Source organism: Apibacter muscae, assembly GCF_007845595.1.
GTDB lineage: Bacteria > Bacteroidota > Bacteroidia > Flavobacteriales > Weeksellaceae > Apibacter > Apibacter muscae.
The window spans coordinates 1-15,541 of record NZ_SELI01000022.1 but is presented as its reverse complement, the minus strand read 5'-3'; the positions used below and the strand labels follow the sequence as shown (position 1 = coordinate 15,541).

The window sequence follows — 15,541 nt, the reverse complement described above, 5'->3', positions numbered from 1 at the left end:
CTCGATTTTTTTAAGGATATGCTTTTTCAATTATGGTCTTCTGAAATTAAAAATTTCTCTATTGAGGATGTTGAAAATAATCTTTGGGCGAGACAAGCTGGATTGGATGATAAATCTCTGGCTAGATCTGTAAATGAATTTAACTTGGCTTTTACCAAATATGGTATTAATTCTTGTATGCAAAAAATTGTTTTTTGGCTGAAACTATTGTTAAAACTGTTTTCTTTACTACCGCTAGGAATTATTGAGTAATAATGCTTCTAGTAATGATCGATATAAAGGTAGAGGCATTCTCCAGTTAACTTGATCTGCATATCTAAATACTCTATAATAAAATCTCTAAATTTAAATTAAACTAAAAAAAATTGGATATAATATTTATAATGAAAATAATCACTTTATAGCAATTTATATTTTTTTAAGATTCATTCCTCATAAATACTACTACCATTAAATTTAAATAATTACTCTTTTTTAATTTGATTCATTAAAAATAACTTTTATTTTATTATTATTAAGCCTTTTATTTATCCAACTCTCTATCTTTTCTTGATCAATAATAGAAAATTTCTGATTAGATGAAATCATTAATATACTTGATTTATCTACCTTTATTGAGTCACTTTTTGAATAAATATTCGCATTTGTATACATACAATTTTTTATCTGCGGATAAATAGGAGATAATTCTGAAAGCAGTTGTTTACCTAACAACTGATGAGAATTTACACTATCCATTTTTTGTTTATAATTAGATATTTCTAAATTTAAACGTGCAATTTGTTGCATCAATCTTTCTTCTTCTGATTGTGCATCTGTAGCTTCTTTATCTACATTTTGATCAATTGCTAAACCTTGTTCAATAACAATTTTAACATCCGCTAATGAATAGGCTATAGCTTTATTGATAATAGCTTTCTTATCCGCCTCACTTAATAAAGATCCTCCATAAACTAAGTTTATTTCTCTTTTGTTTGGATTTATCTTTTTATTCAGTAAATAATTACCTTTATAGATCTCAATATTACGGGTATATTTATCCGCATTCGATCTAAATTTTTCATTTTGAGACATTTGATAACCTAAATAAATACTTGGCAAAATAATAATCAGAAGGATTAGCGACAATCCATGGTGAATTCTTTTCTTTCTTTTCTCACTTATCTGGCTATCTCTAATTGGAAATTTTAACATTTGAGAAATTAATACTGAGGCATAAGCAATACAAACCGTATTAATAGTAAATAAATACATGGCGCCGTAAAAAAAAGAAAATTGAAATGTTGCCAATCCATATCCAGCAGTACATAACGGAGGCATTAAAGCAGTTGCAATAGCTACCCCTGGTATAACATTCCCTTTCTGCTTACTGCTGATGGCGATAATGCCAGCAAAACCACCAAAAAGAGCAATCAATACATCATAAATAGTAGGATTCGTTCTTGCCAACAATTCAGAATGAGCTGTATGAACGGGTGTAATTGCAAAGTAAATGGTGGATGCAACAATACTTGCCAACACAGCAAAACAGAAGTTCTTTATAGATTGATTAAGAAGTTTAAAGTCGTGAATGGCTATGCTATATCCCATACCATTAATAGGCCCCATCAAAGGTGAAATTAACATAGCTCCTATAATTACAGCCGTTGAGTTGGTATTTAAACCTACTGAGGCAATTAAAATAGCACAAACCAATATCCAAAGGTTAGTACCCTTAAAGGATATTCCTTGCACAATAGAGTCGTGAATTTCATCAAAATCTTCCGTCTGCTTTTTTAAACTTATATAAATGATAGCTTTACGTAATAAATGATACATATTTAATATAATTTTATATTCAAATTTAATTATAATAAATATATTATTCTTAAATTATATTATTTTATTATTTTTAAGAACTCACCTATTATTATCTATTATCAGAAATAAATTTCTTTATATCTCTGTTAGCTCCATATACAACTAATATATCATCCTTCTCTAAAATAGTTTCTGGCTTTGGTATTCCTTGCACTTCAGATACTATTTTTGTTTTTCCGATAATACTTTTTCTTTCTATATTCTTTACTACAGTTAAAACCAAAATATTGAATTCTCTACGAAATCCTATTTCTTCAATAGATTTCCCTATAAAAATTTCAGGAACTAAAACTTCTACAATACTATAATTTTCATTTAATTCAAAAGAATCCACCATCCCTCTAAGGGTCAGTTTTTTTGCCCATCTTTCAGCTGTTTCTTCCTCCGGCCGTACAATTTCATGAACACCAATGGCTTGTAATACGTTTTCATGCAAAGGATTTAATGACCTACCAATTAAACGCTTCACATTTAAATTTTTAAATAGTGCAGTGACCATTATATTTGCGCCTTGATCTTCTCCTATACAAACAATGACAACATCCGTATTTTTTAGGGGTAAGGTTTCCACTGCTGCTGCATCTGTAACATTTAAACACACCACATGTGTAATTTTATCCTTTAACTCGTTTACCCTCTGCATTTTCATATCTACACCAATGACCTCATTGCCTTGTGAAACTAGTTTTTCCGCAAGAGAAGAACCAAAAACCCCCAAACCTACAATTATATATTTCATCTGATTTTTTTTATTTAATTAATCAATACGTCTTCCGATGGATAAGTATAATCGCATTTTTTTACTTGTTTAAAAAATGCAATAAGAAGGGTTAGTGCTGTAACTCTTCCTATAAACATAAGTACAATTAATACTATTTTGCTCCCCATGCTAAGTGAAGATGTAATCCCTAATGTTAAACCCACTGTGCTATAAGCTGAAACAGATTCAAAAATGATTTCATACAATTGCAAATCCTTATCAAAATAAGAAATGACTAACGAACCTATTCCCAAAAAAATTAAAGAAAGTGAAATAACAGCAAAGGCTCTTCTTATGGAAAGATCGTTAATTTCACGACCGTAAACCTCAATTTTTTTTTGTCCTTTTCCTAAACTTAGAAAATTTAGAACTGCAATGGCAAACGTGCTCGTTTTAATTCCTCCCCCTGTAGATGCTGGTGATGCACCTATCCACATAAGAATAATTATTACTATTATAGAAGAAAGATGCAATTGACTAAAATCAATAGTATTGAAACCTGCCGTTCTAGGAGTGGTAGCTGTGAACAAAGCAGTAATAAATTTACCTATTCCCTTATGAGAAGCTAATATGTTACAATATTCATTCACATATATGAATGTAGTACCTAAAATAACTAACAACAAAGTGGTTAGTATATTAATTTTACTCCCTAGCTTCATTACTCTAGGTTTGTACACATCTTTTCGTTTACTAAATGCAAGGAAGAAAATTTTTATAATTACATGGCTTAAATACTTCAATACATTGATAACAATTGGAAAACCTAATCCACCTAAAATAAATAGAAAAATTAAACTCAATTGAAATAAATAGTTATGAACGTACCCATTTTCCATAATTCCATAAGGTAGTGTAGAAAACCCAGCATTACAAAAGGCTGATATAGAATGAAATACTGAAAAATAAATTCGTTGTGAAAATGAAGGAATTAAGTTAGGATCTAAGCTAGCAAAAATAAAAATAGCTCCTACCATTTCAATACCCAATGTAATGATTAATATTCTTTTTAAAGTTTTGAAAATTTCATCGATTTTTTCAATGTTTGAAATGGTCCCCATAGCTAATTGATCTTCGTACGAGGCTCCTCCTTTAAAGAAATAACTAAAATAACTAGCAAAGGTTAAGATTCCTAATCCACCTGCTTGAATTAGACTAATAATAACAATTTGCCCAAATAAAGTAAAGTCTTTCCCGGTATCTAATACCACTAAGCCGGTTACACAAACAGCACTAGTTGTAGTAAATAATGCATTTATAATACTAATTCCTCTGGCAGTAGCAAAAGGAAGCATAAGTAAAATTGTGCCGATAAGAATTAATCCTAAAAAACTAAAAATAAATAAACGAGCTGGATTTAATCCAATATATTTAATTTCGGTTAACATGGTTTGCTATTCGTAGAGCGACTAAGTACTATATACCCTAGAATGCCTCCAATAATAGAAGCTACAAAAATCCCAATCTTTGCTTGGACAACATATTCCGGATTGGTAAAGGCTAAAGAGGTTATAAATAAAGACATGGTAAATCCTATGGAAGCTAGAAGACCAATCCCCAATAAATTTTTAATATTCATTCCCTCGGGAAAAGGAGCTACTTTTAATTTTACTAATAAAAGAGTAAATCCTACCACCCCTAGTACCTTTCCTAAAAGTAAACCTAAAGCAACCCCAAGAGCTACGTGCGTACTAAAAAGCTCATCTATATTAATGTCTAAGGAAACCCCTGCATTGGCTAATGCGAATATAGGTATAATTATAAAAGTTACGAAAGGATGCATGGCATGCTCAAGTATTTGTAGAGGAGGAATTGCCTTATTGGTATCTATTTTTATCTTTTCTAAGATATGTAACTGATCATTGGTTAAAGTCGGTATTTTACTGTTAGGATCTTTAGACTTAAATTTATCTAAATATTTCCTAATTCGTTCAAAAAAAAGATTCTCTTTTATTTTAACATCTGCAGGAATCATAAAAGCAGCAATTACAGATGCAATGGTTGCATGTACCCCGGAAAGTAGGAAGGACGTCCATACGCCTAATATACCTAAAACGGCATAGAATAAAATACTTCTTACGCCCATTCTGTTTCCTAAATACATTAACAATACAAAAACAAAACCGATGGCTAAGTTATAATAGGAAATATCTGAAGTATAAAAAAAAGCAATTACCAGTACAGCTCCTAAATCATCCACAATAGCTAAAGCAGTAAGAAATATTTTGATCGTTAATGGAATTCTACTTCCTAGTAAGAATAATACGCCTAAGGCAAAAGCAATATCTGTCGCCATAGGAATTCCCCAACCGTGATGAACTTCTCCAGAATTATTAAATGCAATATAAATAAGTGCGGGAACCACCATACCTCCAATGGCTGCTGCAATTGGCAATAATGCTTTTCGCGGATTAGACAACTCTCCTCCTACAATTTCTCTCTTAAGTTCTAAACCCACTACAAAGAAAAATATTGCCATTAATCCATCATTGATCCAGTGATGGATGCTATACTCAAAAAAAGAATTTCCGTTAAATACAAATCCAAATTTATGCTCTAAAAAGTGAAAGTATTCGTTAGACCATGAACCATTGGCTAAAAACATGGCTATAACCACACTTAAACCTAAAACTATTCCTCCAGATTTTTCTTCTAAAATAAATCTTTGAATAGGTTTTAAAACAATATCAATAGGTACTTTTTTTTCTTCTGGCATAAAATGTAAATATTAGGGTTAATCAATGGCTTAATTCAATGAAGTTTTTAATATTAATCCTTATTAAATTTCAAAAATAAATATATTTTTTTATATAGATAAATTATGCTATTAACAAAATTGTAATTTGAGATAAAAAATAGATTTAAACATAAGAGAATGCTGTTATATTCATTCAATTACAATATTAACAATATCAAAACCCAAATCAAAGGCTACATTATATATTTTTAAATTAGGAAAGCAACCTTAATGGATATTAGATTTCAAAAAATTAGAGGTTTCTACCTATAGGGAGGTTTATATATTCATCACTATTTCTTAATCCGTTCTTTCAATTCTTTGATCTCATCTCTAATTTTAGCAGCAGTTAAAAAATCCAATTCTTTTGCGGCCTTTTCCATCTCCTTCTGCTTTTTATGGATGAGTTTATTTACATCTGTTTTAGAATAGTTTGCAGATTCTTCCGCAACTTTAAGCACCTCTGAATTTTCAGCATAAGTTTTTATCACCGGAGTTTCCATATTACCAATGGTTATACTGGTAATCTTTTTCTTTAATGGCTGTGGAGTTATATTATGTTCTATATTGTATTGATTCTGAATCTCTCTCCGCCTAGCAGTTTCTTCAATCGTTTTATTCATGCTATCTGTCATTTTATCCGCATACATAATCACCTTACCATGAATATTACGTGCCGCTCTCCCAGCCGTTTGGGTTAAAGAACGATGAGACCTAAGAAAACCCTCTTTATCCGCATCAAGAATGGCAACTAAAGAAACTTCCGGTAAATCTAGACCCTCTCTAAGCAAATTCACACCCACTAAAACATCAAATTTCCCAATTCTTAAATCTTGCATTATTTCAACCCTCTCAAGAGTATCAATATCTGAATGAATAAAGCGCGTGCGAATCCCAAACTTATTTAAATATTTGGTAAGTTCTTCAGCCATTCGCTTGGTTAGCGTAGTTACTAAAACTCTTTCATCCTCCTCTACCCTCTTTTGTATTTCTGCCATTAAATCGTCAATCTGATTTAATGAAGGTTTCACTTCTATAACTGGATCTAGTAATCCGGTAGGTCTTATAATTTGTTCTACATAAACACCTTCAGACTTTTGCAGTTCATAATCGGCAGGTGTAGCACTTACATACACCACTTGGTTTTGCATCCCTTCAAATTCCTCAAATTTTAACGGCCGATTGTCCAAGGCAGCCGGCAATCTAAAGCCATATTCAACCAAGGTTTCTTTTCTACTTCTATCTCCACCATACATGGCATGTACTTGGGGTAGAGTAACATGGCTTTCATCTATAACCATTAAATAATCTTGGGGAAAATAATCCAGCAAACAAAAGGGTCTTGAACCAGGCATACGTCCATCTAAATAACGGGAATAGTTTTCAATCCCCGAACAATAGCCCAATTCTTTAATCATTTCTAAATCAAACTCAGTACGCTCCTTCAATCTATGAGCTTCTAAATGTTTCCCTATTTCGTTATAATAATCTACCTGCTTTCCTAAATCAATCTGAATATTTCTTATAGCTCCGTTTAAAGTTTCTGGGGAAGTAACAAATAAATTGGCCGGATAAATATGAATGCTTTCTACTGAATCTATAACATTGTTAGAAGCATAATCCACATTTTCAATCCTTTCAATTTCATGACCAAAAAATTGTATCCGTATCCCGGTATCGGAATAAGCCGGGAATACATCTACCACATCACCTTTAACTCTAAAATTACCTCGGGCAAAATTTATTTCAGATCTGGAATAAAGAGCATTAACCAAGAGTTTTAAAACTTGAGTTTTGGTAATCTTTTTACCCACCTGTAAAGAAAGCATATTATTTTTAAACTCTTGAGGGTTTCCTATACCATATAAACAGGAGACTGACGAAACTACCAATACATCTCTCCGACCCGATAGTAAGGCAGAGGTTGCACTTAATCGCAACTTCTCTAAATTTTCATTGATGGATAAATCTTTTTCAATGTATGTATTGGTGGTAGGCATAAATGCCTCCGGTTGATAATAATCGTAATAAGAAACAAAATATTCTACCGCATTGTCTGGAAAAAATTCTTTAAACTCCATATAAAGCTGTGCAGCTAAAGTCTTATTATGAGCCAATATAATAGTAGGTCGTTGGATTTTCTCCACAACATTGGCAATAGTAAATGTTTTACCAGAACCGGTTACTCCCAACAGTGTTTGGTATTTCTCCTGATTAAAAATACCTTGAGCAAGGGTTTGTATAGCTTTGGGTTGATCTCCTGTTGGTTGGAAGGTTGAATTAACTTTAAATTTCATTCGTGAATATAGATGTATAGAATATTAGCCTATACAATTTTAATGCTAGGTTTTCTTTTTGATGAAACTCATAATTTTAAGAAATTTGATATAAGAAAACTAAAAAAATTAACCTCTTCTTGCCAACTCATCTCTAAGTTTTGCAGCGGTTTCATAATCTTCACTTTCCAAAGATTTTTCCATTAATTCCTTAATTTCCAAATCTGACAAATGATGAAATGAATCTTCCTCTTCGTAATTTTCTAACTGGTTATCAATATCATCAATCACATTTCCGTAATTAACCTCATCGCTGGACTGCTGCTTCATTTCCATATATACACCTGCCTTGTCCACAATTTCTTTATTGGTATATATAGGAGCATTAAATCTTACGGCTAGGGCTATGGCATCAGAAGTTCTAGAATCTATTTCCTTTTCTTCATCTGTTTCAGAATTTTGGAATAATATATTGGAATAGAAAACCCCATCAATCAATTTATAAATAAATACAGCCTTTACGGTTATGTGAAAACTTCTGGCAAATGTTGCAAATAGATCGTGAGTTATCGGGCGTGGAGGATCAATATTGGTTTCTAAAGCCAATGCTATGGATTGGGCTTCAAAACTTCCTATAATAATTGGGATTTTCCTCTTACCAAAATCTTCTTCCAAAATCAAAGCATAAGCTCCGGTTTGCGTTTGGCTGTAAGAAATCCCTCTAATGTTTAATCGTATTAATTCCATAAAATAATCCAATGCTTTCCTATCAATTTCTAGCTTGCAATTTACAAATTATTTTTATAAAGCATTTTCAGCTTTTCACCCTTTCATTCTTTCAATTTTAAGGAATATGAAACATTTAACCTTAAAAAGCAAATAGGTTAATAATTTTTAATAGAAATTTCTTTATATAACTCAATAAATCAACAATATTTTAAATTATTAAAATAAATTTTTAATAATTTATTTTATTTGTATATATTTATATTGATTTTTATATAATTATAAATTGTTTTAAATTATGAGTAAATCTAAACCTAACCCAGATAAAAATTCCGCTTTAAATTTATCTGATGCTTCCCGAGAAATTTCTAAGACTAAAAAAGTAAATCTGCTTGATGAATTTGATTCAAATGAAGTACCTCCTATAAAAAATATTATCCCTGGAGATATTTACTCCCTGCCTAACGGACTACTTACCGAAGAGCAATATGCGCAGTACAAAGGTTTGAATTCTTTAATTGCTACCTACGGTGGAGATCCGGAAAAAAATTTAGCGAATTCTCATATTATTTTTAGTAAAATATTCATCGGAGGTGAAAGAGTCTTGGCAGATAGCCATTTTGAAGTTGAAATTGAACAAAAAGTGGCTGAACATGATACTTTTATAATTCGTTGTTTTTCCGATGCTATAGAAGATCCCAAGGCTTATCCTTTAGAAAAAGCCAGAAATTTCTTAGGAAAAAGAGCCACCATACAATTCATGCAGTTTGGTTCTGCGACTTTGGTTTATACCGGTATTATTACGGACATTGCTAACGTTCGTGAGAATGGAGAATCTCAATTAGTATTCACCGGTAAATCTCCCACTATATTATTGGAAAACGGCTTAGATTGTCAAAGTTTTGAAAATCTGGATTTAAAAGAGATAGTCACTAAGGCTACTACCGAGTACCCTACGGATTTAGTTCAGTTAGATCTTCAACCCTTACTCACTGACAGACTTCTTTATACCGTACAATACCGGGAATCGGATTGGAATTTCATAAAACGGTTAGCTACTCGCTACGGAGAATGGCTCTACTACAACGGTCAACAGATTGTTTTAGGTCCTTACAGAGGTAAAACTTGGGAACTGGTGGAAGAGCAAGACGTTTACGATTGCACACTTAGAATGAAACTTATGCCACAAAAGTTTAGTTATACCGCTTACGATGCTAAACAAGCAGAAACCTATACCATAAACTCACAATCGGTACGACATCAGTAGGCGTTTGGTAAACCCATTTCAGCAACATGCAATGGATGCTTCTGAGGGAATTTATTCCAAAGTTGCCTCTTCTTTGTATAACCATAGTTTGTTAGAAGGTGGACCAAGTGAATTGGAACGAGCGGTAAAGAAGCAAAAACAAAGAAGACAGAATGTCTTTTATATGGAAGCTAAGACCAACAATCCTAACTTGAAGGTGGGGGACAATGTAAAGCTGAAAGCATGGATGCCGGGACATAGCATTTTTAAAAATGGAGAAGTTCCTTTGGAAACTTACCGAATCATTGAAATTAAGCATTACCAAGACATAACCGAAGGATATTACAACCATATCGTTGCCATACCTAAGGACAACGAAGTTCCACCCTATATGGATGAAGATACCTTTCCGGCTTGTGAAGAGCAATCTGCCATAGTTACCGATAACAACGACCCACAGGGCATGAGTAGAATACGGGTGCAATTTCCTTGGCAGAGAGCTTTCAACGGACAAACTCCTTGGATCCGATCCATCACCCCTTATGCAGGAGAAGGCAAAGGGATGCATGTGATACCGGAGATTGGTGAAGAAGTGATTGTTAGTTTTGAGAACGGCAACGCCGAAAAGCCGGTCAGCTTAGGAGCGATGTTTAACGGCAAAGGAAAATCCGGACACGGAGGGGCCGGAAATTATATGAAGGGTTTAACCACTGCTACCGGTTCTAATCTTACTTTTAATGACCAAAAAGGAGATATGACACTAGCGGATAAAGGGGGTGCTTCTATGAATTTTGATGGAACCGGGAATGCAACTACTAATGCAAATTCTAATAATACTATTAATGCCGGTTCTGTTCATGCAGTAAATGCCGGCTCAAATGCGAATACTTCTGTAGGCAATGGAGCTAGTACTTTAAAAATGGATGCTTACGGTAATATTACATTGGAAGGAAATACCAATATTACTTTAAAAGTAGGTGGGAATACTATAGTCATTGATTTAACTGGACTAACCTTTACTAATATAGATGGAAATTCTATAGCCATTACTCCAGAAGGAATAAAAAATATAGCTAAAGTAGGTGAAATTTCCACTACTGCTGAATCTGGCAAAGTTTCAATAGAAAGTAAATCGGATGAAGCCAATTTTAAAGGATCTACCAATACTAATATTGGAGGAGGAGATATTACAAATGTTACAGGAGCAGAAGTAGAAATTAATCAATCATAAAATACCTATTATGAGCTTTATTAATATTCCTCCGTTAAATACTAAAAATTATTACACCCTCACCACTGCTAATAGAACAATAATGGGTAATAGAATAATAGAGTTTATTCAAACAAAGGAATTTGAATTTTCTTTATTACAAATTGATTTTCAATGTCTTAAATTCGGATATAAACTTCTTAGTCATAAAATGGAAGGGACAAGCTTAATACACCAATGGGCAGATGATTTGGAACAAATACAGTCATATCTTGTCTTAGTAACAGATATAAGCGGAAACCTTATTGATATAGAAAACTTTAAAAGTATAAAAACACGATGGGAAGGATTAAAAAAATCTTTAGAAAAAAAATATCCTGAAGGAATAGAATTTTTTATAAAAGAAACGGATAGACTGGTAGATGATAAAAAAAAATTTATGGAAACCTTCATAGGGTATAGCTTTTGGCGAGCTTTTTTTCAAGGATGGTATAAAGATCAGCAAAAAGAAGAACAGCAAAGCTTGGTTTTAAATAAATACTTTGGTACCGTAGATCTTCCATTACAATTACATTCTAAAATAGAAAAGTTTGAGAATAAAGAAAGTATTTATTTATGGAAAAATACAGCAAATTTAGATAATAAAAAATTTAATAGAAAAGCTTTTTCCCGTATGTTAAAAGATTTAACCGATATTTATAATATAGATGCAACCTTATCTGTAGATATGGAAGAGAAATATTGTTTTATGGAAAATGGAGTATTAGAAAAAGCAGATATTTTTTTAGAAACATTTGTAAATAATTGGTATTCTGTAGCTAATGCACATCAAATTAAACTAACTTCTCAAGTAGAAGAAAAAGTTAAAAAAGAAGATCTAAATAAATCTAGTATTTTTTTAGATTTTTATAAAAAAGAGAAAAAATCTTTTTTTATTGAAGAAAATTTATATAAAAAGTAGTGAAATGGACTTAGAAGAAGTAAAAACAGGGTCAGATTTAAGAAAGTATATAATGAGATTACTTAAAAATAAGGATAAAGAAGTAGAAAAAGGAAGTTATATATATCCATCTTTATTGGAATATTTATTAATGGCAGATTTGGGGAATAAAATATTTTTAATTTAAAAGAAGAGATAAAATATGTCAAAAAAATATATACCTGAAAACAGTTGGCTTACTTGCGATAAGGGTGCTACCCCTATAAAAATAAAAGTAACTCATAACAATAATAGTTATTTATATGGCGAAAAATTGGTAAGTGAGATGGATATGATACCCGGAGAGAATATTGGTTCTTTCGGAAGTTGTGCCTTATGTGGAAGTTGTGCCTTTCAACCCATTTATTGGGATAAATGCAACGAGGGAGTAAAGGTAAATGGTTTTAAACTCGTTTTTGAAGATGCGAATTTACTTTGTAAAAAAGGAGGGAAAATAAAAGTAGATTTTAATGTACCTGTAGGAGCTATGGTAGCCAATGCAGCTCCGTGGCTTAATTATAACGATGTAATAGATTATAACCAAAGAGGGGTTATTCATGATGTAGAAAATGGGAAAATAAATTTTAATGATGGACCTTCAGGGAATTCGTATAATACCCGTACAGGAAATTATGGAGAAATGAAGGATCAAGTTTATCACAGAGAAAATGGATGGAGGGATATAAAGGCAGAACATCCAAATATGAATATAGATAAACCAACAGCTTCTGGAATTGATGGTGCTTATGAAAAAGGAGGTTTTTTTAAAGAGACAGATGCAAAATACAATACAGCAACATTAAGAACTAATCCAGGAAGTGGAAATAGGGAATTAGACATAAATTGGACTAATGATCATATAGATAGAGGAGCTATTGCTAACCAAGAAGATGCAAGGGCTATGAAAAGAGCAAACAATAATGGTACTTTACAGAGAGAGGTAACACATATTGATACAAATGGAACTATGAAAAGTAAGCCAATGAATGATCAAGCATATAGACAAGGAGCTGGAAGTATTTCTGATATAGAAATTAAGCCTCTATCTAAAGCAAACAACCTAATAAATTCAGCTCGTTCATCTCTAAGGAATTCTAGACCTATACAATCTTTAGCTAATTCGGGTTTGTCTAAAACAGTGCAAAATTCTGCTGCAGCAAAGTCTGCCAATAATGCATTGTGGAAAGCAACGCAGACAGTCGAAGCTAGTTCTGCTTTAAAAACAACAGGGAAGGTAGTAGGAAAAGGGCTTATTGTAGTAGGTATAGCGGCGGAAGGATATAATGTATATAGCACTTATCAACAAGAAGGAGAATTTGGACCAGAATCTAAAAAAGCTTTGGGCGGGGCATTCGGGAGCGTAGCTATGGGTTATGCCGGGGCAGAAGTAGGTGCTGTGATAGGAACAGCTATTTGTCCGGGAATAGGAACAGTAGTAGGCGGGGTTGTTGGAGGTGCAGTAGGTGCTATTGCCGGAAGTAGTGTGGGGAGATGGATTGGTAGCTGGTTTAAATAGAAATATTAATTTAAAACAAAAAAAGCATATGGGATTATTGGATAGATTTTTTGGTTCTGGTTCTAATAAGGAAAAGAAAAAAATAAGAGCTCAGTTTAAAAATGAAAAATATTTTAAAAAAGAGATTAAACGTTGTGATGAATGGATGAATAATGATAAAGAAGATTTTGAAAAATACATTAAAAAACATGGAAAATTAATGGATATCCATTATGTAAATGCTTGTAAAATCAGATTACAAAAAATAGAAAATATGTATTCAGTAGGTGAATCTCCTGTAAAACTCAAAGATTCTTATAAGGAAGTCTTAGATTATTTTTTAAAAGGATATTCAGAAAACTATAAAGATAATTTATTAGCTTTAGAAATAGTATCATTTTGTAAATTACTGAATTTCAATCAAAAAGAATTAAATAAAATTATTGACTTTATAAATAAATGGGAAAATAATTCTAAAATAAAAGATATTTATAAACCTTGTTCTTTGCTATATTATCTTTTAGATAAAGAAGTTATTAAAAGAAAATCTTATAAACCTATTGAAGAATTATATCAAATAACTCAACAACCTAAATCAGAAGCGGAAATATCTATAAAAAAATATTTAGATAATTGGTATTCCATGCATAAAGATGAACCTTGGTACAATAGTCATTTGAGAGATAGTGGATACAGCGGTTATTGGGCTTGGGAAGTGGCAGCTGTAGTAAAGGTAAAAGGATTGGACGATACAGGCTTTAAAGATAATCCTTATTATCCTTATGATATGGTGCATTGGGAAGATAAAAAATAAAAAAATGTATGGGATTATTAGATAGATTTTTTAGTTCTGATTCTAATGAGGAAAAGAAAAAAATAAGGGCACAGTTTAAAAATAAAAAATATTTTAAAAAAGAGATTAATTATTTTAATAAAATAATTAATCTTCTTATAGAAGATAATAAGAAGTATAAACAAGAAAATGGAGAAAATACAGGTTATCAATTTGTTAATTTATCTTTAAAATATATCAGATTATTAGAATGTTACTATAGTCAAGGTGGTGATGTTCAACAGATCTTACCTTATTTTGAGAAAGCTATTGAAAATTTATCACAAGGTTGGTCAGAAGAATATCAAGGATATAACCTATTACTAGAAATGGTATCTTTAGGTGTTTTATTAGATATACCAAAAAATGAATTTCAAAAAATTAAAGATTTTATACATAAGGCAGATGTTAGTAGTATAGAAGATTTATGGAAGCCAGATTCTCTTATTTTTTATTTGTTGGGAGAAACTGATAAAAAAAGAGAGTCCCCTTTTCCTGCTTATAAAAAACTATATCAAATAACTCAACAACCTAAAGAAGAAGCGGAAATATCTATAAAAAAATATTTAGATAATTGGTATTCCATGCATAAGGATGAACCTTGGTACAATAGTCATTTGAGAGATAGTGGATATAGCGGTTATTGGGCTTGGGAAGTGGCAGCTGTAGTAAAGGTAAAAGGATTGGACGACACAGGCTTTAAAGATAATCCTTATTATCCTTATGATATGGTGCATTGGGAAGATTAAATTCTAAAATATGAACATAGCTATTTATAATTCTAAAACAGGATTTAAAAAAGAATGGGAAGAAGAAAATTCTTTACCAAAAGTTATAGAAATATACCAAGATATTCCTAATATATCCGGTTGTTTTTTAGATTTAAGGAAAGAAGACTTTAAACTAAAAATACAAGTGATTAATGAAAAATATTACAGGTATATACTATTTTATAAAAATAAAAGTTCTGCTTTTTTTTTAGAAAAATCTATGGGGAAAAGAATTTTAGATTTTTTTATTAAGGATGAACTAAGCTTTATTTTCTATTTAAATAATCCCAAAAAACTTTTGCCTGAACAAGAAAATATAGAGATAAAAGAAAAGGAAATTAAGCAAAATATTATTTACAAAACCCACAAAGGCAAGACTTATACCCAAGAAGAATGGGCAGAATTTGAACAAAAGCAATTTGAAAGTTATGCTCATAAACATAATATTCCTTTGGAAAAAGACAAGCCTAAAAAATCCTTTGGATTCTTTTTGGATGAGAAAGATTGTGAATACTAACCTTTATTCTTTAATTAAGAGAGTTAGATTTATCAATGTAATATAACAAAAGCTTGTTTTCAACAAGCTTTTGTATTTCTATTCTGCAACAGTATTTATATTTTAATCATCTTCTTTACGGTAGTTTTTCCTT

15 protein-coding genes are annotated in these 15,541 nt (G+C 31.5%); 9 read left to right on the top strand and 6 right to left on the bottom strand.

What is annotated here, in order from left to right:
* Positions 1–252: hypothetical protein (locus tag ETU10_RS11190; protein WP_185145088.1), on the top strand; the 252-nt coding region annotated here is incomplete at its 5' end.
* Between the two features lie 222 nt (positions 253–474).
* Here the strand turns inward: ETU10_RS11190 and ETU10_RS08800 are convergent.
* From ETU10_RS08800 to ETU10_RS08775, 6 genes are all read right to left on the bottom strand, one after another.
* Complete coding sequence (locus tag ETU10_RS08800; RefSeq protein WP_146311567.1) at positions 475–1,818, bottom strand: TIGR00341 family protein; 1,344 nt, start codon at positions 1,816–1,818, stop codon at positions 475–477.
* Between the two features lie 91 nt (positions 1,819–1,909).
* On the bottom strand, positions 1,910–2,599 hold the full coding sequence (locus ETU10_RS08795) for a potassium channel family protein (protein WP_146262457.1): 690 nt from the start codon (positions 2,597–2,599) through the stop codon (positions 1,910–1,912).
* A gap of 14 nt (positions 2,600–2,613) precedes the next feature.
* Positions 2,614–4,008: a TrkH family potassium uptake protein gene (locus tag ETU10_RS08790; RefSeq protein ID WP_146311565.1), complete on the bottom strand. Its 1,395-nt coding sequence runs from the start codon at positions 4,006–4,008 to the stop codon at positions 2,614–2,616.
* On the bottom strand, positions 4,002–5,336 hold the full coding sequence (gene nhaA, locus ETU10_RS08785) for a Na+/H+ antiporter NhaA (RefSeq protein ID WP_146311564.1): 1,335 nt from the start codon (positions 5,334–5,336) through the stop codon (positions 4,002–4,004). The genes ETU10_RS08790 and nhaA overlap by 7 nt, the downstream gene beginning before the upstream one ends.
* Before the next feature lie 314 nt (positions 5,337–5,650).
* A complete protein-coding gene (gene uvrB, locus ETU10_RS08780; protein ID WP_146311562.1) occupies positions 5,651–7,654 on the bottom strand; it encodes an excinuclease ABC subunit UvrB in 2,004 nt (667 codons plus the stop codon).
* A gap of 108 nt (positions 7,655–7,762) precedes the next feature.
* Entirely contained in the window at positions 7,763–8,380 is a 618-nt protein-coding gene (locus ETU10_RS08775; RefSeq protein WP_146311560.1) for a bifunctional nuclease family protein, read from the bottom strand.
* Positions 8,381–8,657: 277 nt separating this feature from the next.
* Here ETU10_RS08775 and ETU10_RS08770 point away from each other — a divergent pair, with 277 nt between their 5' ends.
* Genes ETU10_RS08770 through ETU10_RS08740 form a run of 8 tightly spaced genes read left to right on the top strand, consistent with a single transcriptional unit; the run spans position 8,658 to position 15,408 of the window.
* The gene (locus ETU10_RS08770; RefSeq protein WP_146311558.1) at positions 8,658–9,626 is read left to right on the top strand and encodes a phage late control D family protein; all 969 of its coding nucleotides are present in this window, start codon (positions 8,658–8,660) and stop codon (positions 9,624–9,626) included.
* Positions 9,627–9,630: 4 nt separating this feature from the next.
* The gene (locus tag ETU10_RS08765) at positions 9,631–10,836 is read left to right on the top strand and encodes a phage baseplate assembly protein V (protein ID WP_146311556.1); all 1,206 of its coding nucleotides are present in this window, start codon (positions 9,631–9,633) and stop codon (positions 10,834–10,836) included.
* A gap of 10 nt (positions 10,837–10,846) precedes the next feature.
* A complete protein-coding gene (locus ETU10_RS08760; RefSeq protein ID WP_146311555.1) occupies positions 10,847–11,776 on the top strand; it encodes a hypothetical protein in 930 nt (309 codons plus the stop codon).
* 4 nt (positions 11,777–11,780) lie between these two features.
* Positions 11,781–11,942 carry a hypothetical protein gene (locus ETU10_RS11185; RefSeq protein ID WP_185145087.1) on the top strand — a complete coding sequence of 54 codons (162 nt, stop codon included), beginning with the start codon at positions 11,781–11,783 and terminating at the stop codon, positions 11,940–11,942.
* A 15-nt stretch (positions 11,943–11,957) separates the two neighbouring features.
* Positions 11,958–13,310, top strand: a complete 1,353-nt coding sequence (locus ETU10_RS08755; protein ID WP_146311553.1) for a PAAR-like protein — start codon at positions 11,958–11,960, stop codon at positions 13,308–13,310.
* Positions 13,264–14,103, top strand: a complete 840-nt coding sequence (locus tag ETU10_RS08750) for a PoNe immunity protein domain-containing protein (protein ID WP_146311551.1) — start codon at positions 13,264–13,266, stop codon at positions 14,101–14,103. The genes ETU10_RS08755 and ETU10_RS08750 overlap by 47 nt, the downstream gene beginning before the upstream one ends.
* An 8-nt stretch (positions 14,104–14,111) precedes the next feature.
* Positions 14,112–14,870 (top strand): PoNe immunity protein domain-containing protein, encoded by a 759-nt coding sequence (locus tag ETU10_RS08745; protein WP_146311549.1) that lies wholly within the window; start codon positions 14,112–14,114, stop codon positions 14,868–14,870.
* A 10-nt stretch (positions 14,871–14,880) separates the two neighbouring features.
* Positions 14,881–15,408 (top strand): hypothetical protein, encoded by a 528-nt coding sequence (locus ETU10_RS08740; RefSeq protein ID WP_146311547.1) that lies wholly within the window; start codon positions 14,881–14,883, stop codon positions 15,406–15,408.
* Positions 15,409–15,541: the final 133 nt, after the last annotated feature.